General features: G+C 35.1%; 18 protein-coding genes and 1 other annotated feature. Of the genes, 2 read left to right on the top strand and 16 right to left on the bottom strand.

The annotated features are described in order from the left end of the window. Positions 1 to 49 precede the first annotated feature (49 nt). The 3 genes from EZV73_RS08365 to EZV73_RS08355 form a co-directional block, all read right to left on the bottom strand. Entirely contained in the window at positions 50 to 2,335 is a 2,286-nt protein-coding gene (locus tag EZV73_RS08365; protein WP_240839808.1) for a bifunctional diguanylate cyclase/phosphodiesterase, read from the bottom strand. A 178-nt stretch (positions 2,336 to 2,513) separates the two neighbouring features. Then, the gene (locus EZV73_RS08360) at positions 2,514 to 3,566 is read right to left on the bottom strand and encodes a TMEM165/GDT1 family protein (protein ID WP_240839807.1); all 1,053 of its coding nucleotides are present in this window, start codon (positions 3,564 to 3,566) and stop codon (positions 2,514 to 2,516) included. Positions 3,567 to 3,654: 88 nt separating this feature from the next. Further along, the gene (locus tag EZV73_RS08355; protein ID WP_240839806.1) at positions 3,655 to 6,423 is read right to left on the bottom strand and encodes an EAL domain-containing protein; all 2,769 of its coding nucleotides are present in this window, start codon (positions 6,421 to 6,423) and stop codon (positions 3,655 to 3,657) included. A 120-nt stretch (positions 6,424 to 6,543) separates the two neighbouring features. Between EZV73_RS08355 and EZV73_RS08350 the strand changes: the two genes are divergently transcribed. Continuing rightward, positions 6,544 to 7,515, top strand: coding sequence for an S-layer homology domain-containing protein (locus EZV73_RS08350; RefSeq protein ID WP_240839805.1), 972 nt, complete (start codon positions 6,544 to 6,546; stop codon positions 7,513 to 7,515). A 26-nt stretch (positions 7,516 to 7,541) separates the two neighbouring features. On the opposite strand, the gene EZV73_RS08345 is transcribed toward EZV73_RS08350, so the two are convergent. The 6 genes from EZV73_RS08345 to dnaN all read right to left on the bottom strand — a co-directional run bounded on the left by EZV73_RS08345 (position 7,542) and on the right by dnaN (position 13,678). Then, on the bottom strand, positions 7,542 to 8,648 hold the full coding sequence (locus EZV73_RS08345) for a M20/M25/M40 family metallo-hydrolase (RefSeq protein WP_240839804.1): 1,107 nt from the start codon (positions 8,646 to 8,648) through the stop codon (positions 7,542 to 7,544). A 120-nt stretch (positions 8,649 to 8,768) separates the two neighbouring features. After that, complete coding sequence (locus tag EZV73_RS08340; protein WP_240839803.1) at positions 8,769 to 9,464, bottom strand: metallophosphoesterase; 696 nt, start codon at positions 9,462 to 9,464, stop codon at positions 8,769 to 8,771. 8 nt (positions 9,465 to 9,472) lie between these two features. Next, on the bottom strand, positions 9,473 to 9,940 hold the full coding sequence (locus EZV73_RS08335) for a DUF4375 domain-containing protein (protein WP_240839802.1): 468 nt from the start codon (positions 9,938 to 9,940) through the stop codon (positions 9,473 to 9,475). 70 nt (positions 9,941 to 10,010) lie between these two features. Beyond that, complete coding sequence (locus EZV73_RS08330) at positions 10,011 to 10,271, bottom strand: hypothetical protein (RefSeq protein ID WP_240839801.1); 261 nt, start codon at positions 10,269 to 10,271, stop codon at positions 10,011 to 10,013. 54 nt (positions 10,272 to 10,325) lie between these two features. Further along, positions 10,326 to 12,395, bottom strand: coding sequence for a methyl-accepting chemotaxis protein (locus EZV73_RS08325; protein ID WP_240839800.1), 2,070 nt, complete (start codon positions 12,393 to 12,395; stop codon positions 10,326 to 10,328). A 173-nt stretch (positions 12,396 to 12,568) separates the two neighbouring features. Beyond that, positions 12,569 to 13,678 carry a DNA polymerase III subunit beta gene (gene dnaN, locus EZV73_RS08320; protein WP_240839799.1) on the bottom strand — a complete coding sequence of 370 codons (1,110 nt, stop codon included), beginning with the start codon at positions 13,676 to 13,678 and terminating at the stop codon, positions 12,569 to 12,571. Positions 13,679 to 13,818: 140 nt separating this feature from the next. Here dnaN and EZV73_RS08315 point away from each other — a divergent pair, with 140 nt between their 5' ends. Further along, positions 13,819 to 15,906 carry a S41 family peptidase gene (locus EZV73_RS08315; RefSeq protein WP_240839798.1) on the top strand — a complete coding sequence of 696 codons (2,088 nt, stop codon included), beginning with the start codon at positions 13,819 to 13,821 and terminating at the stop codon, positions 15,904 to 15,906. A 21-nt stretch (positions 15,907 to 15,927) separates the two neighbouring features. Here the strand turns inward: EZV73_RS08315 and aspS are convergent, their stop codons facing one another. The 7 genes from aspS to EZV73_RS08280 all read right to left on the bottom strand — a co-directional run bounded on the left by aspS (position 15,928) and on the right by EZV73_RS08280 (position 25,625). Next, positions 15,928 to 17,190 carry an aspartate--tRNA(Asn) ligase gene (gene aspS / locus EZV73_RS08310; protein WP_240839797.1) on the bottom strand — a complete coding sequence of 421 codons (1,263 nt, stop codon included), beginning with the start codon at positions 17,188 to 17,190 and terminating at the stop codon, positions 15,928 to 15,930. 19 nt (positions 17,191 to 17,209) lie between these two features. After that, positions 17,210 to 17,484 (bottom strand) — a binding site (T-box leader). Between the two features lie 10 nt (positions 17,485 to 17,494). Continuing rightward, positions 17,495 to 18,622 (bottom strand): GGDEF domain-containing protein, encoded by a 1,128-nt coding sequence (locus EZV73_RS08305; RefSeq protein ID WP_240839796.1) that lies wholly within the window; start codon positions 18,620 to 18,622, stop codon positions 17,495 to 17,497. A 9-nt stretch (positions 18,623 to 18,631) separates the two neighbouring features. Beyond that, a complete protein-coding gene (locus EZV73_RS08300; RefSeq protein WP_240839795.1) occupies positions 18,632 to 18,988 on the bottom strand; it encodes a hypothetical protein in 357 nt (118 codons plus the stop codon). Positions 18,989 to 19,040: 52 nt separating this feature from the next. Further along, positions 19,041 to 21,386 (bottom strand): FtsX-like permease family protein, encoded by a 2,346-nt coding sequence (locus tag EZV73_RS08295; RefSeq protein WP_240839794.1) that lies wholly within the window; start codon positions 21,384 to 21,386, stop codon positions 19,041 to 19,043. Next, positions 21,386 to 22,087, bottom strand: coding sequence for an ABC transporter ATP-binding protein (locus EZV73_RS08290; RefSeq protein WP_240839793.1), 702 nt, complete (start codon positions 22,085 to 22,087; stop codon positions 21,386 to 21,388). The genes EZV73_RS08295 and EZV73_RS08290 overlap by 1 nt, the downstream gene beginning before the upstream one ends. Positions 22,088 to 22,093: 6 nt before the next feature. Further along, positions 22,094 to 23,326, bottom strand: coding sequence for an efflux RND transporter periplasmic adaptor subunit (locus tag EZV73_RS08285; protein WP_240839792.1), 1,233 nt, complete (start codon positions 23,324 to 23,326; stop codon positions 22,094 to 22,096). 85 nt (positions 23,327 to 23,411) lie between these two features. Next, a complete protein-coding gene (locus EZV73_RS08280; protein ID WP_240839791.1) occupies positions 23,412 to 25,625 on the bottom strand; it encodes a hypothetical protein in 2,214 nt (737 codons plus the stop codon). Between the last annotated feature and the right edge of the window lie 24 nt (positions 25,626 to 25,649).

The raw sequence follows: 25,649 nt of genomic DNA, 5'->3' as shown, positions 1-25,649 counted from the left end.
GTTTTGACGGTAGAAATAAAAAAAGGTTCCAAAAAAGCTGAAAAAATTTTCAGCTTTTTAAAAACATATTTTCAAAGGTCTCAGAATCAAGGGGTCTACCTAGGTAGTAACCCTGAATAATATCACAACCCAATGATTTTAAAATAATAAGTTGCTCTTTGGTTTCAACACCTTCTGCTATGGTGGAAAGCTTAAGTCCATCTGCCATCATGATAATGGCTTTAACAATTAAACGCACATCCTCATCTTCTTCTATATTAAAGATAAGTTCCTTTGCAATTTTTAAAGTTTCCACATCAAATCTTTTTAGATAAGATAAAGAAGAATAGCCGGTTCCAAAATCATCGATGGCAATCGATATACCTAAATCCTTTAACTTTTTAAAAGTTTCTGCCATCATAATGGATGTATTCATGGCAGAATGCTCAGTTATTTCAAACTCTATTCTTTCAGGCTTCATACGATACAAGTTTAAACAGCCTTCCAAGTCATTATAAAATTGGTCAGAGTTTAAAATCATAGGTGGTAAATTGATACACATCACTAATGAGTCATTGTAAAGTTGATGCCATCTTGATAACTGTTTAATGGCTGCCTTATAGACAAAATCGTGTATCTGTAGAATCAAGCCGGTCTCTTCTGCAATCGGTATAAACTCTCCAGGCGATATAAAGCCTTCTTCTATGTGATTCCAACGAATCAATGCCTCCATCCCTGTAATCTTTTCACTTTTAGCATCAAACTGTGGCTGATAATAGAGCTCAAAGTCATTTTCAAAATCAGCTTTCGAAAGAAGCATTTCAATGTGATTTCTTCTTTCCAAACCTTCTACAAGTCTTGATGTATAAAAAACATGGTTAACATCAGAAGCTTCATTCTTGGCATGATACATGGCTATGTCTGCACTCTTAACCAAATCAGACGCCGTACCTGCATCTTTAGGATATCTGGCAAAACCCAGACTCGCTTCTACTTGGAAGGAATACTTTCCAATAACTATGGTCTTATCTAAAAGTTCCTTAATAAGCTGACTTACACCCGTCATTACTTTGGCTGAATCTCCAGGAATAATAAGAGCAAACTCATCACCACCGATTCTACAAATCTCATAATCAATAGACAGATGATTGCCAAATAACTTGGCAATATGAATGAGTACCCTGTCTCCCATATGATGGCCATGTAAATCATTGATGATCTTAAATTTATCTAAGTCTAAATAGGCTACTGTAAAGACGTCTTGCCTTTCAATGCGGTCTAAAAGCTCCTGATTGAAATAATCCCTGTTAAAAAGACCTGTTAGAGAATCTGTAATGGCACGTTTTTCCAAAGCTTCTTTGGAAATTAAAAGCTCTCTTGTTCTCTCTTTGATCTCTTCTTCTAATTTAAGTGTCATCTCATGTTCTTTATCATACATGACTTCCGTCATCATCAAGAGCTGAACATAGTGACTGGTTACCTGATAAATAACCAAGACCAAAAGTATCATTGAAAAATGAATGATTTCAATTGAGCCTGTCACCAGTAAAATTATTGGTGCAACCAATGCAAGCCACAGTATTTTAGAACGCCCATAATTAAGTGGCAATTTGTCTTTATAATCAAAATATTCATTCGGTTCTTTGCTAGCATGGTGTGACGCGATTGCAATCGTAAAAAAGGCAAACAAAAACAAAGCATCTGACAATGCATTACTTGTGAAAGCGTCATTAATACGTTGCCAGAGGTATATAAAATCTGCAATTACATAGACTATAAAAGCATAGTATAAATGGCGGATGGCAAGCTTTACCTTAATGTATCTTGATGATATTATCATGGTCATCACAAGTACTAGAATAACCACATCTGTTATCAAGTAGAACATATTGACCAAGGTATTTAGAGACATATAACGAATATCAAACTCAACTAAAAAGAGTGCATAAACGATGATACCAATGATCAGTGTGACGGCTGTAAATTCTATGGTCAATTGTCTCTTAGACCACTTGTCTTTTGAAAAATAAAAATACCATAGACTTGAGATAAGAAGCAGGACATTTGGAATGGCATAAAGCAAACTCAAATACAAGTTATCTTCAGACATGAAAAAGCCTAAACTTTCATAGACTAGCCAAGCCCCGTCTGCGACAAGCCAAATAAACGCTGCCCCAATTAGAAGTTGCCAGTTGCCTTTTAATACTTTAATCTCTTTTGTATTATAATGAACTGTATAAACGACTACTGATAAAAACAGAAGTGACACCACATCTACTACAGCCATATTTAAATAAGATGTTATAAACGTCATTAAAAGCAAAGCTGTTAATGAAATGACTAAATTTTTCCTCATAAATAACCTTCGTTTCTATATTGGAGATACCCAAAATATCTATTATAAGTAAAAGTTAATGACATAAATTGCTGGATATAAAATTATTATTATTCTAAATGCAAAATAGGATGGTATACATCCTATTTAAGTCTATGATATCATAGTTTATTCAATGTCTTCATTTCTTGATAAAAAATCATCTTTGACTTAGATACTTTTTATAAGCATCTAAGGTTTTTTCCTCAATAACATGGTCATAAAGGATAAACTCTACAGTCTGTCTTAACTGGACCAAGACATAATTTTCTTCAAACTCTTTTGGATACATTTCAAAGTATTCCATTAAAAAGTCTAAAATCATCCTTGCTTCAGCCTTATCAAAGACCTTATTTTTTAAACGTGCTATGGATTTAGATTCTTCTTCTGAAATAGGCTTATCGCTGTTTTTCAGTAAATATTTCATATAGCCTACAAGGCATTCTTTTCCATCACAGGTACCACATTGATCGGGACCCTTACACATATTTTCAACTTTTAACTCGATTCGAGTCTTTACCTGCTTTAAAACCTCAGCTTGTCTAGCAAAAGCACTTTCACCATGAAGGATTGATTCCTTGTGGAATCTTCTTAACATAACTCCTGAAACAAGTATAAGTGCTAAGGCAAATATGAGTGTATAAACCATATTTAATGCCAATGACTGATAAATCTTTTGGAAGCCAAATAAAACAAACATAATATAAGCTGCTATTTTCAACTTTTCTTCCGGTATATTTTTACCCAGTTTTATACCTATAAAAATTCCTAAAAGAGAGGTCAAGATCATGCCTGTAACGGTGCCCATAAGAACCATCCACAAGTAAGTAGAATCTACTGAAAGACCAAGTGCAGACAATTGCGTCTTATCTCCAAGCTCTCCTAAAAAAAATGCCAAAGACACGGTTAAAACTGGCCCATATTTTTCTTTGCCTTCTTCTACTTCCTCATCTTCTATCTTAAGAGAGTTCATAGCAAAAAACAGAAACATCAGACCGGCAATAAGACCAACCACATTAGTTGGTATCAACTCAAGGATAGCTCGTCCTAATAAGATTGCCAAACCGTGATTAAAAAAGGCACCTATTGCGACACCTAATATGATTTTTCTAACTGGATACTTAGTTGCAAATGCCATGGCTAAAAACTGAGTTTTATCTCCCATCTCTGCAAAGAGTATCAATATGACTGCAGATATATAATCGTTAAACATTCATCTTCCCTTTCTTTTGCCTAACAATGATAACATGTAAATTCATCAAATGCAATTTAATAAAAACCGCAGAAAACTGCGATTTTTATTAGTCAAATTTCTGACCAGAAATTTTATTAAACTCTTCTATACTAAGCGGTTTGCTGTAATAATAACCTTGAATATAATCACAGTCCATACGAAGTAAAAGCTCCACTTGCATAAATGATTCAATGCCCTCGGCTACCACCTTTAAGTTAAGGCCATGAGCCAAGGTGACAACGCTCTTGATGACATTTCGGTCCTTCATATTTAAAAACTTATCACATAATGATTTATCCAGTTTGATATAATCTACCGGCAGGTAGGTTAAATAGCTCAATGATGAATAACCCGTACCAAAATCATCTAGTAAAATTGGACTGCCTAGATTCCTTAAAGCTTCAATAAATTCTACTGATACAGCTTCCTGTCCTAGAAGAATAGACTCTGTAATCTCAAATCGTATCATTTCAGCAGAAACATGATATTTATCTAAAAGCGATTGATAGTAAGAAATAAAGTGTCTGTCCAGTAACTGTTTTGGTGAAAAATTGATACTGATAGGCATGACATGCCTTCCTTCTTTTTGCCAAGTATAAATCATTTTAACAGCTTCCTGTAAGACCCACCTACCAATATCGATGATTCTATGAGAGGTTTCCGCTACTGGAATAAATCGGCTTGGTCCCAGCTCAGAATGCTTGAGTCTGATCAGTGCTTCAGATGCGGTGACATAACCTGTAGAAGGATTGATAATAGGTTGTAAAACCAATCTAAAACCATCATTTTCTAATGCCTTGTCTATGACTTTTTCAATGTTGGTCTTTTCGTATACCTCCGCTCTCATGGTTTCGTCGAAATAAGCATAGTTATTCTTACCCGACTTCTTCACATGATACATGGCAACATCTGCATTCATAAATAATTGTTCAGAAGTCTTGCCATCATCCGGGTACTTAGTCAAACCGATACTGGTTGAAATAAAATGTTCATGGTTATCAACCAAAATCTTTTCACCAATAATCTGCTTGATATTCTTAAGAATATCATCTACCTGGTTTTGATCATTTATAAGAATCAAAAACTCGTCTCCTCCAAATCTAGAAACAAACAAATGATCATTTGCTAATCCATACAAGCGATTCGAGATAATCCTTAAAATATGGTCACCATATATATGACCTAAGGTATCATTGATTTCTTTAAAATTATCTAAATCAATTAGCGCAATCAAGCCCTTTTCATTATTACGAATGGCTTCTTCTAATACCGATTCAAACTGACTTCGATTAGGTAGTCTGGTTAAAGGATCAATAGTGGTCATCTTTTGGACCACTTCCTCCTGATTCTTAAGTTTTGTTATGTTGACAATTGTACCAATGATAATTGGTTTGTCCTCATGTTTTTTCCCATGAACAAGCCACCATGACAGGAGTCCTTCTTCATCATAAAGCCTTACTTCTTCATGCAGGGTGTCAGTCTCCCCCTTGCTGTGCTTTTGAAGTGCCTGCCAAAACTTCATTCTATCTTCTGGATAAATCATCTCATCAATGGTAACAAGGTCATTGTCATCTTCTTTTAAATCATTGGACACATTGTCTCTAAATCCAAGGGTAATAGAAAGACTTTGCTTTTCGATATCAAATTCCCAAACAGAGGATTCTGTAAACTGAACAGCCATTTCAAACTTATACTTAATATCTTCTAATTCAGCTGCATAGGCTTCTTTATCAGCTAATTGCGCCTGGATTTCCTCATCAAAGGCAGTCAACTGTTGATATGCAGCCTCTAACTCCAAGTTTTTATTGTAGAGCTGGGTATTGGTTTCTTCTATCTCAGCATGTTTTTCCTTTAAGGATTCATCTTGTTTTTCAAGTTTTTCATTCATTTCAATCAGTGTTTTATTATCATTTTGAAGTTTCATCACAGTGCTATAAAGCATCAGAAGAACCATAGCAATCATCAGCAAAACACCAGACATGATACTTATATAGGTGATTTGAGTATTTAATTCACTAATCGGCAGATAAGCGCAGATATACCAACCCTCTACAGAAGTGGGTGAATAGTATAAGAAGGCCTGTTTGCCATCAATGATCACTTCCTGTACCTTTTCCATTTGATAGTTCATGGATTTAAAAGGGTGGTTTTCAGTAATCACTAGATCCAAAGAATGGCTGATGACATGTCTGTCTTCAGTTACCAAAGCTACTTGACCATTTGATCCAATCTTAAAAGTCGCGACATAGCTTTTTAACTCATCTAAGTTCAAGTCAAGCCCAACATTACCTATTATCTCATCACCATCGTAGATAGGTTTAACCATTGTCACAACTTCCGTATAATCAGCAACTTCTATATAGGGCTCTGTGATGGATACCCTATCTGGATTTTCCATCATGATCTTATACCATGGTCTTTGAGAATAAACATAATCTGAAGCCAAATCAGCATAACCATCTGGATAGATAATTTTATTTAGTACGTTCACACCTATCCATGCAAAACCATCTGCAGAGTTTGAACTATTTGCATCACTTAAACTCGTCATGATAAATTCAATTTCATCAGGCTGCATTTCTAAGTTTCTAATTTGATCTACAAGATGCGTGTTCTCACTTAGTTGTTTGACAATCTCTTCATTTTTGACCAAGTGTTCATTAATAATGCCTGATAAAACTTGGGTTTCTGTTTTTAATTGATGGTGCATCATCTCTAGACTGTTTTTTCTTAACATGCTGTTAAAAAAAGAAACGATTACCATAAAGGCAATGAGTATAACAACAAGTATACGTCTATAAATAATGAGTTTTTTGTATTTACTGGTATATGTCATAATGGCTCCTAAAATTTCCGATTCATCTTAAACAATTTTGTTATATATGATACTATTATTATGAGTATACCCCTTTATTACTTTTGAGAATCATTGGTATACGGTTGAAATGGAGGAATCATGAGGAAAATTGTTTTATTGCTTATTGGGTGCCTGTTGGTTTCATCCATGTCTTTTGCGGCAGTAGATGAACCAAGTATATGGGCCAAAGATTTTGTTGAGGAATTAAAGGCTTATCAAGAAATTCGATCATCAGCTTTTACGGATTATCAAGATAATATTACCCGTGGTGAGTTTATCTATCTTACAGTAAAAATGATTGAGATTGTACAAGGTAAAGCCATAAAAGTAGACTCAAACATCAGTTTTTCTGATACCAACGATATCTACGCTTTAAAGGGTGCTTCTGCTGGTATTACTTCTGGTATAGGCGGAGGCAAGTTCGGCCCAGATATGCTATTAACAAGAGAGCAAATGGCCACACTTTTAGTTAACACACTAGATGCTCTTGATATGAAAATCGCGCCAAACTCAGGCTATGCTTTTGTAGACGACAACCAGTTCAGTTCGTGGGCTTCAAGTGCTATCTACACAGTTAAAGCCAATGGTATTATGGATGGTGTTGGTAATGATAAGTTCAATGCTTCAGGCAATACAACAACCGAAGCTGCCATTGTTGTTGTGACAAAACTTATCAGAAAAAATATCCATAAGATAGATAATACCTTTATTAATACAATGCACAAAGAAGACTTAAATACGACTGTAAATATAGATGGTCAAGTAGAAGTTGTCATGGAGAAGATTGTCATCTCTCAAAAACCTTCTATAAACACCTTAACATTTACTTACTCTCAAAAGAATGTTTCTAGCAAAGACTTGCCAGAATCAAGTTTAAGAGTCTTCTTTAAGGATGGTTCTTCAGAGCTTATAAAAGGCTTTTCTAAATATTACAGCCCAGGTACAACAAAGTACTTAACCAAATCACTTGATTATAACAAGTCAAAGGTTCCTGCTTTTGTAATCATAGAAACCGATCAAATTAATATCAATCTTAATTTACCAGAAATGGCTAAATGGGAAATAAAATAACTCTCGCAAAAGCGAGAGTTTTCATTTTACCATTTGGTTAATATTTCATATAATACATGGCTGACATTAACCATATCAGACACTTTGATATATTCATCTAAGGTATGACACGCTGACATAGCAATGGCTAAGTTCACACAATCTATGCCTTTTTCACGTAGGTTATTCACATCAGAACCACCACCAGTAGGAATCAATGCTGCTTCTATACCAACAGACTCAAAAGCTTTTAAAGCTCGATTCACAGATTCAAAAGACTCATCTACTTTGTAAGTTTTGTAATTCTTAGTTGTTTTAAAGTCTACTTGGCCACCATAAAAATCAGCAGCTTCTTCAAAGCATGCACGCATATGAGCAACTTGCTTATCTAACTTTTCATCATTTAAAGACCTGGCTTCGGCCTTTAAGTATACCTCTGGTGTAACAATATTGGTAGCAACACCACCATTTATAATGCCAACATTGGCAGTTGTTTCTTCATCTAATCTAAGCAGATTCATTCTATCTATGGCTCTAGCAGCAATCATAATAGCTGATATACCATTTTCCGGTTCAGTACCCGCATGAGCAGGACGTCCTTTAAGAGTAACCTCCATTGTTGTCTCTGAAGGTGCTGAATTAATAATTGTACCAACTGGTTTACCAGAGTCCATCACATAACCAACTTTTGACTTAAAAATGCCTGCATCTACATATCTTGATCCTAATAAACCAACTTCTTCTGCAACTGCAAACATGATTTCTATATCTGGATGAGATGACTTATTATCAATAATAGTTCTAACAGCTTCCATAATTGATACGATACCACCCTTGTCATCACCACCAAGAATTGTTGTGCCATCAGATTTTATAACATCACCTTCAAAGACTGGCTTAACACCATTCCCTGGTGTTACGGTATCCATATGTGCACTTAAAAATACAGAACCTTCTAAATCACCTTTTTTCTTTGCAATCAGGTTACCTATGTTACCACCTATTTTGTCCCCCACATCATCAAAGCTTACTTCAAAACCTAATTCTAGCAATTCCTTTTCTAAATGTTTCGCCATTTCAAGTTCATTTCTTGATTCACTGTCTATTTGAACATACTCAAGGAAATGTCTAACCAATCTATCTTTATTAATCATTATAATATCCTCCACAAATAGGATACCACTTGTTTCGGTTAGCGAACAACCTTTTTCTCAAAAAAACTTAAAAACGAACTTGTAAGCCATAATAAAAGAATCTATGTAAACAGATTCCAATCATTCAGCTTCTTGTTTTAAGTCATTGACTAGCTTATCATTTATCAAGGGTTCACTTTTTATATCCAAGATTATGCCATCTAAATCATAGGCTACCTGGTGAAAATATAACTCAAATGCCTCTTCTTTTATAACTTCTACATAGCTGGCATTTGGATTACCGTGCTTAGGTTTTCCAACAGAACCTGGATTAATAAAATGTACTCTACCTACTATTTCATAATTAGGTAGATGAGTATGTCCATAAAAAATATACTTAAAAGACGTTTTATTAGCAACTCTCTTTATGACGTCATCACCTGCATACATATACTCAGAAGAGTTATCCGGTGAACCATGCACAAAATGCATATCATCCAATATTATTTCACTCGGTAGTTTTTCTAGAAAATACCTATTTTCGTCTGATAGCTTTTGATTTGTATATAAAAAGGAGCCGCCCTTATTTCTCAGTTCTTCCGTAATTTCTTCCTCAGAAAGTTTTGTGCCACCAATATATTTTTCATCATGGTTGCCTTTTATTAGTCTGCATTTCTTTTCTCTTAAGAAATCAATAACACCATTTGGGTCTGTCAGATAACCCACAAGGTCTCCTGTACAATAGACTCTCTCTATGCCTCTTCTTTCAATATCTTCATACACCTTTTTTAAAGCATACAAATTACTGTGTATATCACTTATTACTGCAAATCTCATATTTCTTCCTATCTAAATTCTAATATATGTGCCCTTACATAATCGATTAAAAGCTTATCAAGATCTTCTTCGTGTTTCTTAAAAACTTCATTTAAAGGTTGCCAAATGGGTGTGCATTCTTCTTTATAGTCTTCCATGTATTTCTGACGTGTCGCCATATCTTTAGCCACCATACCTCTGAAAGCTTGCATAGATTCAAAGAACAAGTTCTTTACAATCTTTGATCCAATCAAGTCTAAGGCATCATAAGTATCAGATGCATGGTCGCCTGAAGCATTAAAATAGAAGCTCTCAAAGCCACCTGTCTGGACCTGATTTTCCATTCTTTTAATTAAGATAAAATGCTTTTCAGCCTTCTTAATCTTTTTAGGTTTCTTTTCATATACAGCTTGTAATAAATCATCAATCTGAGTTACGGCTTCTTTTCCATCATGTTTTGCTAATATTCTAGATACTTTTTGTCCTCTACTAAACATAAGGCCTCCATCCATTTTCTATCAATTATGCTTAACTTATTATACCAAAAAAAGATGGCATAGCCATCTTTTAACCTTGAATCACAAGAAATTTTTCGATAATGTACTTTTGCATTTTCTTTATTTTTGAGCAAGCTCTTGGAAAATAAGGTTGATACCGATTATATATAATAGAAGCTTCAGCTAATAAAGTCATTTCATGATGACTTATCAGCTTTAAATTGCAAATCTGATTCATCAAATCTACATACTCATTGACCTTATCTTCAATCTCTGTATAGTTCTTTAAAAAGCTTGTGTGAGCCTGAACATGCATCTTGGTATCAATCATATATTGTCTCCTTTTGTGTATCATATCACAACACAATAAACGATTAATAAACAACTACAACTTGAATTTTGAAATGAGACCATTGAGTTCTTCAGCTAACTTTGACAAACTTTCACTTGAATCAGAAATCTCATTCATAGCTGCAAGTTGTTCTTCCATCGAAGCAGATGCCTCTTCTGTAGAAGCTGCATTTTCTTGGGCAACGGCTGATAAGTTTTGGATAACCGCTTGTACATTGACTTTCTTTTCATCCATAATATCGCTGGCCTTTAGAAGAATATCAACAGCTTGATCTGCTATAACCATTGCCTCAGCAATTTCTCTAAACTTGGCTTCAGTATCTGCAACACTTTTGCCTTGTAAAACAGAAATTTCATTGGCCTCATTCATCTTTTCAACGGCTAAATTTGCATCTACCTTTAGACTCTGAATGATAGCATCAATCGACTTAGTTGAAGCAGTCGACTGCTCAGCTAATTTCCTAATTTCTTCTGCAACCACTGAGAAACCTCTTCCGTGTTCTCCAGCCCTAGCTGCTTCAATGGCAGCATTCAAGGCAAGTAGATTGGTTTGCTCTGCAATAGAAGCAATCAAAGCACTCGCTTGACCAATTTTTTCTGTACCTTCATTGGTCTTGTTGATACGCATTTCAACTTCTTTGGTAACTAAAGACGTTTGAGATGTTTTATCAGTTAAGTCCTCAACCAATACCAAACCTTCATCTACGAGATGCCCAACCATTTGTGTGGCCCCTAACATCTTTTCTATATTTACCTTATCTTCATCAATGATGTCACCGAGTTCGTTAGTCTGTGCAACACCTTCAGTTGTATTTTCAGCCTGTTCTGTTGCACCAGAAGAGATTTCACTGATGGTATAGCCTACTTCCTCTGCAGATCTAGATGACGCCTCAGCAATGGCTGTCAGTTCTTCTGATGACGCCGCAACGCTTTCTGAAGTTACTGCCACTTGGCCTATAAGCGTTCTCAAGTTACCAATTACATTTTGCATTGAAACAGCAATTTTACCAAACTCATCTTTTCTATCTACAAACTTTAAGTCCAAGTCTTGAGACAGATCATAATCCCCCAGAAGTTTGGCACTTTCAGAAACTGCATGAAGTGGTCTTGTGATACTTCTGATTAGAATAGTTGCAATGACAAATGATATGGAAATAATAATCACAGCTGCAATACCAACTTTATATAGCAAGCTTTTTACACCATAAAAGGCTTCATCGTAATCGACTTCTATTACCAATCCGGATAACTGGTTACCAACTCTAACAATCCCTAGAGTTCCGTATACTTTTTCACCACGGTGGTCTTCATATGTGAAACGTTTTGAAAATGACAAATCCTCATCCAATATGGCCTGATTGATAAGGGCAGTTGCCTCAGTATCAATATAATGATTAAGAGCAGCATTATCTGCATACTCACCTAAGCGCATATCTGTTAAGAGTAGACCTTCTTCATCGACTATATAAGCGTTGGCACTCTCACCTAGTCTTTCAACACCTTCATGCACAATAGAGTTCATTTCTTCTTGGCTGAAAAGAATGTTGAAGGTTCCTAGAATACGGCCATTATCAGTAACCGGTGTAGAAATAACCATCACATTCATATCCACCACATCAGAATAAAACATATCTGACCATGTCTGATAACCTAGCAGTGTCGATCCGATATAAGCTCTATCAGAAAGATTTGCCCCCTCTAAAGTATCCTTCAATCCTGTAGAAAAAAGTACTTTACCAGTATTATCAGTTACATAAATAGCAGTGTAGCCATACTCCTCGTGTGCAGGCATTAGAAACTTTTTAAGCATTTGAAATGCTTTTATTTCATCTGAACTTGTTAATGATTTACTACTTAATATTCTTAGATTTTCAACAACACTATCAGACTTAGACAGTACATCCCCATCGGCTTCTCTTTCAGCATAATAATCGTTTAACTTGCTAGATGTCAATTCTGAATATATCCCCGCAGAGTTACCAATAGCAGTTTCCAACTCACTCTTAGATGCTGTGTATGACATGGTTGATACAATGACATACGGTATGATACCGATCATAACTGAGAAAAAAATCATTTTCATTCTCATAGACAAATTTTTCATAACCTCTCCTCCCCTAAACAGTTTAATGTTAAAGTATATTCACGAAATGAGCAATATTTTTCTCAACAAATCATGATTAACTTTCTTGACTTCATCTAATAAGCCTTGCAAATACATGGCCTAAAAAAAATAACATGACCCGACAAAGAGGTCATGTTTATTATTGGAAATTCTTATGATTCTATTTCACTGACAAGTACTGGAGAAAGAAGATATTGATACTGGTTTCTTGATGTGATAACACCAGGTGATTTGCTGCCTTTAACAAATGATATTCTTGTTGTCGCTTCATTATTGGCCTTGATGCCCTCTGTTAAATATCTGATGTTAAAACCAATTGTCAATGGATCACCTTCTACTCTGGCAGGCACTCGTTTTGATATCTTACCTACTTCTGATCGAGACCTTATTTCAATATGGTCTTTATGAACACTTAAAATAACAGATGAGTTGACTTTCTCAGCCAGAACCGAGTTGATACCCAGTGCATCCAAAAGACCCTCGGTATCTACGGACACCTTTGTAAAGAAGGTACTTGGCATAATGGCTTCATACTTAATATATTCCCCCTCTAAGAGTCTAGAGATAATCCTTGTGTTATCCATTTTAAAGACGATATGATGTTCATCTACAGATATCCTGATAAAGCGTTCGGCATCATGTCCAAGAAGCTTCTTGATCTCTTTTAGGGTAGAACCCGGTACGACATACCTTTTACTTATAGAAGCCATGTTTTCAACCGCCTGCTTTCTTAAGGCAAAACGGTAGCCGTCTGATGCAGCCAGAGTAAGGATTTCTGAGTCTAGTTGAAACAATACACCATTGATGATTTGGTTGTATTCTGTATCAGCAACTGCAAACAAGGTCTGATTAAGCATATCTAAAAAAACATCTTCTTTAATGCCAATACTATCATTTGAAGCAAGCATAGGCAGATCAGGAAACTCTTGATCGCTGTAACCTTTTAAAGAGATATCTAGGTCTCTGTTTTGAATGCTGACTGACAAGTCTTTAACTTCTATAGAAACATACTCGTCTCTTATATGACGGATGACATCTCCAAATAACTTTGAATCAACGACAACAGAACCTGGCGACTGAATGTCACAATCAATGCTTGTCTCTATGCCTATCTTTAAATCATTGGCAGTCAAAATCAAAGTCTGGTCTTTAGCTACAAGTAGTATTCCCTTTAAAATCGGTATGCTTGGTCTAGATGAGACAGCCTTTTGTACTATACCAATGGCTCTTATTAATTCACTCTTACTTACTCGAATTTTCATATTTTCTCCATACATTTCATTCTAAGATTTTCATGTCATTATTATAGCATATTTCTTCATATTAAAGGGTATATAAAAATAACAGAAAAGGACAAAGTCTAAGCCATTCTGTGGTAAAATGTGTCATATGGGAGAATATGATGAAGAAAATATTTATATTATTAATAACACTGCTTTTAGTTTCATGCTCAACTTCAAACATTGAAATATACAGTAATGAGTACAATAAGATGATTCAAGAAGCAACAGGTTTGATCAACGAAGGCAATTACTTCGATGCTACTTTAATACTTGAAGAAGCCATCAAGGAATCACCTAAGTCAAGTATTGCTTACAATACCTTGGGCTTTACTTACATTGAACTAGAAAAGTATTCAGAGGCCATTGATGTGCTTAACATGGCTGTTGAGATCAATCCGGACTATTCCATTGCTTATTCTAATCTAGGCAATGCACATCTAGGATTATTTAATGACGACAAGGCAAAGCATGCCTATAATAAGGCCATCTTATCCGATAAAAGCAACTCATACGCTTATTATGGCTTAGCCCTTATATATAGAGACAACAACCAATATGACTTAGCCATAGAAAACTACGATTTAGCCATCAAGTATCAAAGAGACATTGACTACTATATTTCAAAACTCGACTGTATGATAACCTACGGTGAATACATCGATGGTCTTTCTTTTTCAGAAGTAGCCATAAAGGCTTTTCCTAACAACTACGAGCTACATGAGTTAAAGGGCATGGTATTAGAACAAATTGATAAAGAAGAAAATGTTGTTGCCTACTATGAAAAATTGGCTGAAGATTTTCCCGATGAATACAATATCTCACTCAATCTTGGTGTTTATTACTTCAAACTTGGTGAATATCAAAAGGCATTAGATGCCTTTAAAAGTCATGATGAAAACTTTGATAACCTGGTCTGGAAAGGCTACTGTTATCAGTACTTAGAAGATTATGATCAAGGCAAGAAAGTGGCTAAAAAAGTCATTGATAACTATCCAGAAGACTTTGAAGGTTATAATCTGATGGGCAATATTTTAGCATCTGAAACAGACTATATGGCAGCCTCTAGATATTTTCAAAAGGCACTTTTAAAAGCAGAAGATGACACGCCTGTTGTCAACCTTGTGGCCAGTCTAAAAAATGCCCAGCGTTATAAAAAAGCCATTGACATCGGCTTGAAGCAAGTAGCATCCTATCCTGAAAGCTCAGATCTTTTGTATGAAATTATGTTGTCACAGTTTTATAGAAATGACTACAAAGAAACAATTGAAACGGCTGAAAAATATTTTAGACTTATTGAAGATTATGAAGCCATCTATATAATAGCACTTTGCCATTACTACAATGGAGAGTACGACCTGGCTCTTGAGTCTTTAAATGATTATTTAAAGATCTATCCTTATGATGAATCATCCTTGTCTATGAAATCATCACTGGAATCACTTACAGGTTCAAAGCTAGATACAGTTAAAGACTATTTCGACGGAAATTATCTATATAGCTTTAACAAAGAAGCCTTTAACAGCTACAGGGATCCCGTAACAGATAAAGATATCCATGAGCTTATAAGATCTGTTAAATCAGAAGATGATCCATATACTTTTGTTCTTACAGACATTGATTACGATTATATGATGGATGCTTCTAACAATCCACTAGAAGTCATTCACCTCAAGGACAATCAAATCTATATGAAGTTTAACAGGTTTGATTATAATATTGACCACCATGTCATAGAAGCAATTGACCAAGTTGAATCACCAGAGTCAAAAGACCTCATACTCGATTTAAGGGACAACACTGGTGGTTCGACTGAAAGTGCCAACAACATTTTAAATGTACTTTTACCTGATCTCTTGATCAGTCAAATGATATATAAAGATGGTTATTCCTATCCTTATTACTCAGACAAGTCTATGGTTTCATTTAATCATATATATGTCTTAGTCAATGAAGATACGGTTTCTGCTTCTGAACTTTTAGCACTTGGTTTAAGGACTTTTTTAGAGGACGTAACCATTATAGGACAAACCACCTATGGCAAAGGGGTTGGCCAAGATGTTTTTGAAGATAGAATCAACAAACGCATCTACTACATCGTCAGCCATTACTGGAATGTTAGAGAACAAAATATATCTGAAATAGGTATCACTCCTGATATCATTATTGATGGTCATGAACTGAATGACTACTTAAGCGAAATTAATTAGAGAGATGCATGAGCATCTCTCTTATGGTGTTAATCTTTGTTTGTCTCTTGGGAACAAGGTTGTTCTTCTTATATTTTCTATGTTTAATAGCTTGGCTGTTAACCTTTCTAAACCAATGGCCAATCCACCATGGGGTGGTACACCATATTTAAAGGCTTCCAAATAAGATTCATAGTCTTTAGGCTCAAGTCCTTTTTCAAGCATAGATTCTTTTAGCATATTTAAATTGTGTATCCTTAAACCACCTGTTGTTATTTCTAAGCCTCTGAACAAAAGGTCAAAGCTCTTTGTATACTGGCCGTTTGGCATGGTGTACATAGGTCTTTTGTACTTTGGATAATTGGTTAGAAATACAAAGTCTGAACCGGTCTTTTCTTTAATGTATTCATAAATCAGAAGTTCTCCTTCAGGGTCTAGGTCACCTTCAAGGTGTTTGCCGTACTCTTTATTCAGTATTTCTATGGCCTCCTGTAAAGTCATGCAAGGAATACTTTCAATTTTAGGCAGTTTTGTATTCAAGACTTCAAGTTCTCTTTTACAAGTAACATTTACCTGATGGATAATAAATTTTAAAAGCTCCGTTTCAAGTGCCATAAGTTCTGAAATGTCCTCAACAAAGCCCATCTCAAAATCCATGCTTGTGTACTCGTTTAAGTGTCTGATAGTTGAATGAGATTCTGCTCTAAAGACTGGACCTATCTCATATACTCTTTCAAGACCTGCAATCACCATCATCTGCTTGTAAAACTGGGGACTTTGTGCAAGATAGGCCTTCTGACCGAAATAGTCTAATTCAAACACATTAGCACCACCTTCAGCCCCTTCTTTAACAAGTTTGGGTGTATGGATTTCAGTAAATAAATGGCTTTCTAAAAAGCTTCTGAATCCATGAGCTATCTGAGCCTGGATCTTAAAAATCGCCTGGTCTTTTTCATGCCTTAAAGCTAACACGCGGTGATTTAAAATAGTGTCAAGGTTAACATTTAACTCACTTTGATTCACTGCAATCGGAAGGTCCTGACTTTCTGATAAGACTTGAAGCTTATCTAGTCTAATTTCATAAAGACCATACTTATTAGGACTTTCTAGAGCTTGTCCTATAATAGAAACCACACTTTCTAGTTTAAGTCCCTCATAGTCTTCTGGTCGCATGACAACTTGGATAAAACCTGTTTTGTCTCTTAAGATTAAAAAGACAACAGCCTTTAACTTCTTGACTCTGTGGATCCAACCACATACCTTAACTTTTCCTGGTTTGATACTTTCAATCATTGTTCTTTTCATTTTACACCTCCATAAGTTACGAAAGGGCGATTGCTCGCGGTGCCACCTTTCTTTTAATCTTCAAAAAACTAAAAACATCCATTCCTGTTAGGAATGAATGCAATATCCACGGTACCATCCTAGTTGATCAAAGATCCTCTTATGTCCCTATAACGTGGGAATCCGGCTTGTGCTAATAGACATTCACACAAACACCTCCAAGACGTCCTTCCAAATGTTTATTCCATAAGTTTTCACCAACCACTTATTCTCTAAAGCCTAAATCATCTGTACTCTTCTTTTCATCGGTTTTGAACAGTTTACATCATATTTCTACAGGCGTCAAGTTTTTATTGTCATACATTTTTTGATCAACCTTCATCATAATATCAGAATATGTAACGTTTTCAGCCGCTTTGTAATTATAAACACCATATGTAAAACTTATGTCACAAGGTAGAAGCTTCTTATTGTTGTAAAGACAAACCTGGTCTTTGAGTCTCTGTCCAACCTTGTCACCTGCTGAAGCATCATCACCTTCAATGAGTAAGAAAAATTCATCTCCACCGATTCTAAAAGCTTGATCATGTCTTTTGACATTAGCATGTATGATAGAAGCCATGGCCGTTAACACCTTGTCACCAATAGGATGACCATAAGTATCGTTCACCTTCTTAAAAGAATCAAGGTCTATCATGATAACGGTAAATGATAACTTTCTTTCAAGTAAAAATCTTATCCTTTTCTCTAAATGCCTTCTAGTATACAAATTAGTTAAATCATCCTTTTGAAGACCATCGGTCTCAAACAAGATATAGGTGACCAATATAACTAGAGTCAGCGACGGCCAGATGATGGTTAAGCCTAGATGACTCATCTGGATAAGAAATGCCGTAATCGGTATCATGCATACCAAAAGTATGGTCTTTAAGACTCTTTCATTGGCTTGTTTTCTTCTTATAACAACCGACAATATGTATAGGACTAGTGGACAATAAGCCAGTATCTCCATCAGATAAGATTGAGGACCTTTCTCAAAATAATTCATGGAGTTAATGATGAATATCATACCATTAAAGTGGTTGATTACAATTAGAAATGTTGATAAAAGAAAAACACCTGAAAATCCTACTATGATTGCTTTAGACTTTTGCTTTTCACCAAAAGCCTTATGTTCAAAATATAAGGTCCATGCAACAGCAGGAAATGAAAACTGTATATATAAAAGCGTATTAAATATCCTATTCATAGATCTTCCAAAAGGACTTATATCACCACTGTATAACCATGACAGAATCTCTACAGCCATTGCAAGAAAGGTTGCTATTACAACAGTTATACACAGTTTTTTTGATCTTGTAGAGCTATAAGAATGTTTGCAAATAATAATCAATAAAACCACTAGGATGACCATTGCATATATAGATATGTCGTATTTAAATATTTTTTCCAAAACTTCTCCTTAGTCTTTTACAATTCCAAAATGCCTTAAAATGTGTTTGGCTGTAATGGTCTCCCATTTAGAAAGATGATGCCACCAGAATAGTGGATAGGATAGACCAAATGTAGCAAAATGAATAACAAACCAAATGCCTTTCTGATTGCCAGTTAGTGCCTTATTTTGATCAAAATAGACCACATACAAGATAATGAGATAGATACTGATAAACATAACGAAAATATGAAATGGCACCAGCATAAGCAGAACATTTTCATCCATACCATCCGAGAAAGTAAACATAAGAATCGTTGCTGCAAAAATGACTATATATATAGGCAATAAACAGCCTATGAATAAGTTAAATTTGTTGTTTTTCATAGTGCCTCCTTATTTTTATCATACAGGAAAAAACAGGATATTTCTATCCTGTCTAAGTAATTCTATTCTTAAGTGCTTCAATGAAGTTAAGGCCATGAATCTTTCTGTATGCTGCTAATAAAGCTATGATAACAAATATAATAACTGTTATGGCAGTTAAACCATAATGCATAGGCTCTAAAAGGATATCAAAAGAATACAACTCTGTCGAGAATGTAGAAGATAAGCTCTCTAGCATTGCTCTTGCAATTGGTACACCAAGAATAATCCCTAAAATAGCATTAATGATATTTTCTTTTAAAAGACTTATAAATATTTCATTTTTTGTAAAACCCATTACCCTTAATGAAGAAAACTCCAATCGTCTTTCATTGATAGCAATAACAGCAGAGTTATAGATAATTGCAAATCCTAAAATACCACCAAACATAATCATAATAGACAACATCATAATCATCAAACCTAGAAACTCTTTAAATGTATCTTGTAGATCCTGTGTCGTTTGAATAGATGCAACAACTTTATATTTCTCTACTTCATCTTTTAGACTTTGGTCAGTGGCTATATATGCCCCATTGATGTAGTCATCATCCATCAAAAGACCTTGCATATCATCTAAAATCATGTAGCCATTGGCTCCTAGATTTTGCTTGACAATACCTGTGACTTTTATTTCTATATCATCCCTGTCAGGAATAAATGACGAAACAGTCAAATAATCTCCGATTTTTATGCCAAGTACATTGGCGAGTCCCTCTGACATAAAGAAATCACCCGGTTTTAAATATATTGGATTAAAATTTTCATCTTGGAAGTTAAAGAATTGTGTATTTTCCTTTACACCTACTATATTGACGACTTTGGTTTTCCATTCATGCTGGAGCTCAAATGGGAACTCAAGCTTACCCTCAATCTCATCTATATCTAATGTATTTCGTAAATCATAAATAATATCTTCATTAGCACCACTTGAGAAATTCAGAACATAATCCATGGTCTGAAACTCACCATACATGGTGTCAAACATATCATTAAATGCTGATAACATGAAAAAGGGCATCAAGGTAATGGCAAAAGTTAACGAAATACCCAAAGCAATGAAGAAAGCACGTTTTTTACTTCTAAACAAATTCCTGAAAACCATCTTGTTTGAAAAACTGATATGCTTCCACAACCATGTTCTTTCTAACAGAATCCTCTTACCCGTCTTTGGCGGCTCTGGTCTCATGGATTCAGCTGGCGATATCTTCATAGACTTTCTTGAACCCCATAAGCCTGCTGCAACCGAGAAAATTGAAACAAGTATCGCTGACAAAAGAATAAGCTCTGGCCTAAATACAAATCTTAAAGTTGGAATTGAAAAGAAGTCTATATAAATTTGAGTAAACTGCATTGACAGCAAATAGCCTAATATCACACCTAAGGAACCACCTAAAAGTCCTACAACTACAGATAACTTTGTATAATGCAAAATCACATCTGAGTTAGAGTAACCCATAGACTTTAAAATACCAATTGCTAGACGGTCACCTTTTACCATTCTAGAAATCATAACGCCCATTATAAAGGCTGCTACACCAAGGAAAATTACCGGAACAGTAGAAGATGATTGCTCAAGGCCACGCATCTCTTCATGAACCATTCTATTAGACAACTGATCATCTTGATCATAGATTCTAGTAACACCGAACTTATCTAGTTTCTTTTCAAGCGTTTTCACATACTCATCTACATTTAAATCTTTCTCTAGAATGAATAAAACCTGATTATAACTTGATCCAACACCAATGGCATCAGAGATAAATGATTCTGTTGTAAATAGGATGCCAAACTTTTCAGCAGCTGGTAGCAATGTTTGGTCATTTTCCATCAAGTAAACATATTCAGGAGAAGATACAATACCTACAACTTCCAAATCATAATCTCTACCAGATATATGCGGACTAATGATATCTCCAACCTGAATATTTCTAGCAAGAGCAAACTTTTCCACAACAAGACATTCTGTATCTGAGTTGACAACAGATCTACCTTCCAAAGCATATAGGCTATTGATACTGTCTTCACCATAAGACGAAGATACGAGTCTAACATTGACCTTTTCTTCATTACCTACATTCAAAGGCACATCATAAACCAAGCGCCCCTCAGCAGCTTCAACACCCGGAATCTCTCTTAAATCTTCTATGTCTGACTCCGTTATTTTCATCACTTCTGCAAAGACTTCTGCAAAGTTATGCTGGTCGTAATGATATTCTAAAGACGAACTTAAATTGATATATGCAGAGTTCATAGCTACATACATCATAAGTCCTAACACAATCACCATTGAAAGAGCAATAAATTGTCCCTTAGAATGGCTCATATGCCTAACAAGTCTAACATCTAACTTACGCATTACCATTCAATCCTTTCAGGTGATATTGGCTTATCGTTGATATAGTTCTCAATAATTTTTCCACTTCGCATTTTTACAACACGATTTGCCATTTCAGCAATGGAAGCATTATGGGTAATAACAACGACTGTTTTATTGTATGTTTTGTTTATCTTTGATAGAAGTTCCAATATGGTGATGCCTGTCTTAAAGTCTAAGGCACCAGTCGGTTCATCACATAATAAGACTTTTGGATTTTTAGCAACTGCTCTAGCAATGGCAACACGCTGCTGTTCACCACCAGACATCTGTGATGGAAAATGATCTTTTCTATCTGCCAATCCAACATCTTCTAAAATCTTATCGATATCAAGTGCATCCTCACAGATTTCTGTTGCAAGCTCCACATTTTCTTTTGCTGTTAAATTGGACATGAGATTATAAAACTGAAAGACAAAGCCAACCTCTGTTCTTCTATAATTGGTCAACTGTTTGTCATTGTAACCACTCAGGTGTTCATCTGTGAAAATGACATCACCTTCAGTTGGCGAATCCATGCCACCTACTATATTTAATAATGTCGATTTGCCAGAACCAGATGGACCTAAAATCACAACAAACTCACCTTCATTTACATGAAAGCTCACACCATCCAAGGCCTTAACAAATACTTCACCCATTTCATATTGTTTTTTTAGATCAACCGTTTCTATTATTTTCATATCCACCTACTTAATCTTTAGACCTTCTTCTAGATCATTGGTAATGACTTTTACAATTTCATCATTCTCTGATAAACCAGATAATAAGGTGTAATAATCTTCACCCTCAATACCAACTTCAATTTCCTTAGAGGTAATCATGCCATTTTCAACCACAAATACAAAGTATTTGCCTTTTGATTTATAAACGGCATCAATTGGCACTCTTAAGGATGTTTCTTCTTTCGTAATAAATTCAAGTTCTAAAGATTGACCAACAATGTAACCTTCGAGGTCACCTTTTGGTTTCACTTCGATTTTCACCCTGTTTTGCTTGATACCCAAGTCAGATATTGCAGATTCTGAACGAGGATAGATTTTTGAAATCACAGCTTCAAAACTTTCATCTGTATTGGTATCCAAAAGCATTACTGGTGTATCCATACTAATAGTCGAGTAATCATCTTCTAATATCTCACAAACCAGCTTAAGTTCACTCAAATCAGCTATGTCAAAAAGAGCTTGTCCTACCATTACATAGTTGCCTGACTTTACATGACTGGCTAAAACAACACCAGACATAGGTGAATCCACTGTATAATCTTCTAATTGTCTTTCTAGTATCTTTCTTTGGGCATATAGAGCATCAATTGAAGCTTCGTATTGTGAGGTCACATTTTCACTAATGCCTTTGTTGATAAGCTTAGACTCATTAATGGCCATACTATAAGCCTTAACAGAATCATTGTACAGCTTCTCACTTAAATCCAAAGCAACTTTACTTAGATTGCCTGAAGAATAAAGTGCTAAATTGTCTTCATAGTCTTTTTTTAGCTTATCTCTGTTTGCTCTGGCTTGAGCGGCTGCAAGATTAGCATTGTTAATGCGTTCTTGATCTGCTGGTTTTGAGGCTTCTAATAGTTGATAATCCAAAGCTTTAATCTCAGCTTCTACGCCTTCTATTTGAAAATTCAAAACATCATCATCGAACAAGAGAAGGACATCGTCTTTTAAAATTTTGTCTCCAATTTCTACGAAAAGTTCATCTACATTCCCTGAAATTGCAGCCTGCACTTCAGCAGTTTTAACAGCCTCAATGTAACCATCCTCATTAAATGACTCTACAACCTTACCTACATCTACTGTATGTAGATCAACTTCAACTCTCATAGCAAAGTCATTGGCAAAATAACCGCCAACGCCAAGAATTACAAGAGCTACGAAAATAATCATATTCCTTTTACTAAATAACTTTTTCATTTCGACCTCGCTTTTATAATGGTGTTATTATTATTATACCACCCTAGTTCAGAATTATTCGTGTATAAAACAATTAAAGACGCTTTCAGCGCCTTGTAAATTGCCATTTCTTATCCTTATAATCAAATGTCCCTAATGTTTCACGATTGTTATAGTTATCCCATACCAGATTTACTTGTTTTTCACCGACCCATTCAAACCTACTCCTCTGCCATCCATAGAAGGTAAAAGCTTCATTCTCATCAATTTGATCACCTTCAATATCATAGAAAACAACATCATAAGCTTGATTTTCCCAAGCATAATCAATGGCCATAAAAGAAGATTTATCAGGTGAAAGATTCACATAACCCTTGACCTTATGGATAGAACCACTGTCTTTATTTATAAGGTAGGTCGATCCATATTCATATTCAAGTTGTAAGACATAATAATCAAAATCATTGTACTCATTTGATAATGAATAGTGGAGATAGGAATCAAAAGGCACTTCCTTTATGGACCCATCATTTAAAACAAACTTTATAACAAAATCATTGTTTACCTCGTATCTATACATATAAGGATCCATCGGTAACATGACATAACCTTTTAGGCCTGCTTGTTCAACTTCATGCCATGACATGAGCTTATTATCAAATACTTGGTATTGTCTGATAAAATTAACACTTTCAAGATCAAAATTAACAATGCCTATTTGCTCACTTTTTAAGCTTGCTTCTTGGTAAATTGCAATGTCATTATGGGCAAGCTTCTTTTGAACATAGTGACCATTTACATTAGTAAATGAAGTAAACTTATCATATATCAGATGATAACCAGCTGCTTCACCATCTTCTCTGATGTCAAAACCATCATCACGCCAGGATATCCAAAGCGGTTTTAAAATATCGACTTCAAGACTATCAACGCTTTGATAACCTTGACTTGTAAACTCATATATGGTCAAAAGATCTGTATCATAAGCTATAATCACCTTGCCATCATTAGAAACATAAGGATCTTCAAGAGCTTGCATCTCATGGGTAAAGACACTGTATATGTAATTTTCACCTCTATTTTTACCTAGAAGATAATAGCCATCTTGATTTGGAAGTTCATCATAAACCCACATATCTAGAGGTAGTTTTTCACCGTCATCAGCGTACAATTGCCCATGGTAACGGTACATATCGCTGTCTATTTGGATATAACCCTTATCCACTTCTAACCATTCATTCATACCTTTTTTAGAAAGTTCCGTATACACCAAACCAAGCTCAGTATAAAGATCGTCTATATCAACTTTACCTAAATAGGGACTAGAGATTGAGTAACTCTTATAAAGCTCTAAAGGCAAGTCACCTTTATTAACCAAACGAACTGGCTTAGAAGCATTTACATCATATCTATACGTTTCTAAATAATCTTCTCCAAGCAGGCTTCTTATAGACCCATCACCTTCAATAGAAAATCTAAGCTCATCTCCTATTAAATATGAATTAACATATGTATTTGCTTCTTTTAAATAAATATAATTCAAGTCATAAGAACCATTCTTATATTCATACAACTTAAACCCATCTTCTTGTCTTGTAAGCATATACCTTCCACTCATAGATAACTGGTGATTTCTAAGCTCAATGAAGTCAGCCGTTTCTATATCAACAAGATAATCGCCATGTTCGGATTTAATGCTGTAGTAGCCATTCACTAAAACAACATCTGAAGTGATCTCTCCCCTGACATGAAAGGTGTTGTCTTTACAATTAAGTTCAGTGATCTCTGGATTGTATGACTGACCTTCAGGAGCAGTAAAGTAACCTTTATCATTTAAATAGTAGTAAGTTCGAATCTGGTCATTTTCAATTCTTATAAGTCGTTTATAAACATCCAAGGACCTAATATCACTGGTTAAAATTTTACCGGCTGGTCCATCTAGTTCTTCATACAAGGTCGTATAAAGCGATTCAATGTTTTCTGCTATTTCAATGTTCAAATAAGCATGTGGAGATTCCTCTTCACCTACAAAATAATGAACACCTATCTTATGCTTACCATAATCGAGTGTAAAAGCGTCTTCAACAACTTGACCATCCACTTGAACAATCAAATCTTCAGGCCCTTTTATAACATCTGCCACTTTAAAGGTTTGTGGGGCATCATAGATTTTTTCAAGAAGAATCTCAGGCTTACTCAAAATAATATTCTCAGAAACCGTTCGGTCCACTGGAGGACGTACTTGAACAATGGGTCTTTCAATCTCTTCTTCACACCCAATCAAAAAAATAAGAAATATAAATACAAATAACTTTTTCACTTTATCACCTCTACAATCAGAGTA

The sequence above is a fragment of the Acidaminobacter sp. JC074 genome (assembly GCF_022496765.1).
Taxonomy (GTDB): Bacteria; Bacillota; Clostridia; order Peptostreptococcales; family Acidaminobacteraceae; genus JABXKX01.
This window is presented reverse-complemented; position numbering and strand designations above follow the sequence as displayed.